We start from the raw sequence: 295 nt of genomic DNA, 5'->3' as shown, positions 1-295 counted from the left end.
CGCCCAGAACAGGTTCCCCTTGATCGTCGACAGGGTGCGCCGCGACAGCCGGATCGCATCGGCGGCGACCCGCAGATCACCCCGCACCAGCGTCAGATCGCCGGCCTGGATGGCGGCGTCGGTGCCGGTGCCCATCGCCAGCCCCAGATCCGCCTGCGCGAGCGCGGCGGCGTCGTTGACCCCGTCCCCGACCATGGCGACCACCTTGCCGCCGGCCTGCAGCCGCTTGACCACCTCCACCTTCCCGGCGGGCAGCACCTCGGCGATCACCTCCTCGATCCCCACCTCCGCCGCC

At 73.2% G+C, this 295-nt stretch carries 1 protein-coding gene; it reads right to left on the bottom strand.

What is annotated here, in order from left to right:
* On the bottom strand, window positions 1-295 hold a 295-nt coding region (locus tag IO39_RS43570), incomplete at both ends, for an HAD-IC family P-type ATPase (protein ID WP_043637843.1).

The sequence above is a fragment of the Nonomuraea candida genome (assembly GCF_000725485.1).
Classification (GTDB): domain Bacteria; phylum Actinomycetota; class Actinomycetes; order Streptosporangiales; family Streptosporangiaceae; genus Nonomuraea; species Nonomuraea candida.
Note: the sequence above shows the minus strand (reverse complement) of the source record. Positions and strands in the feature narration are given on the sequence as shown.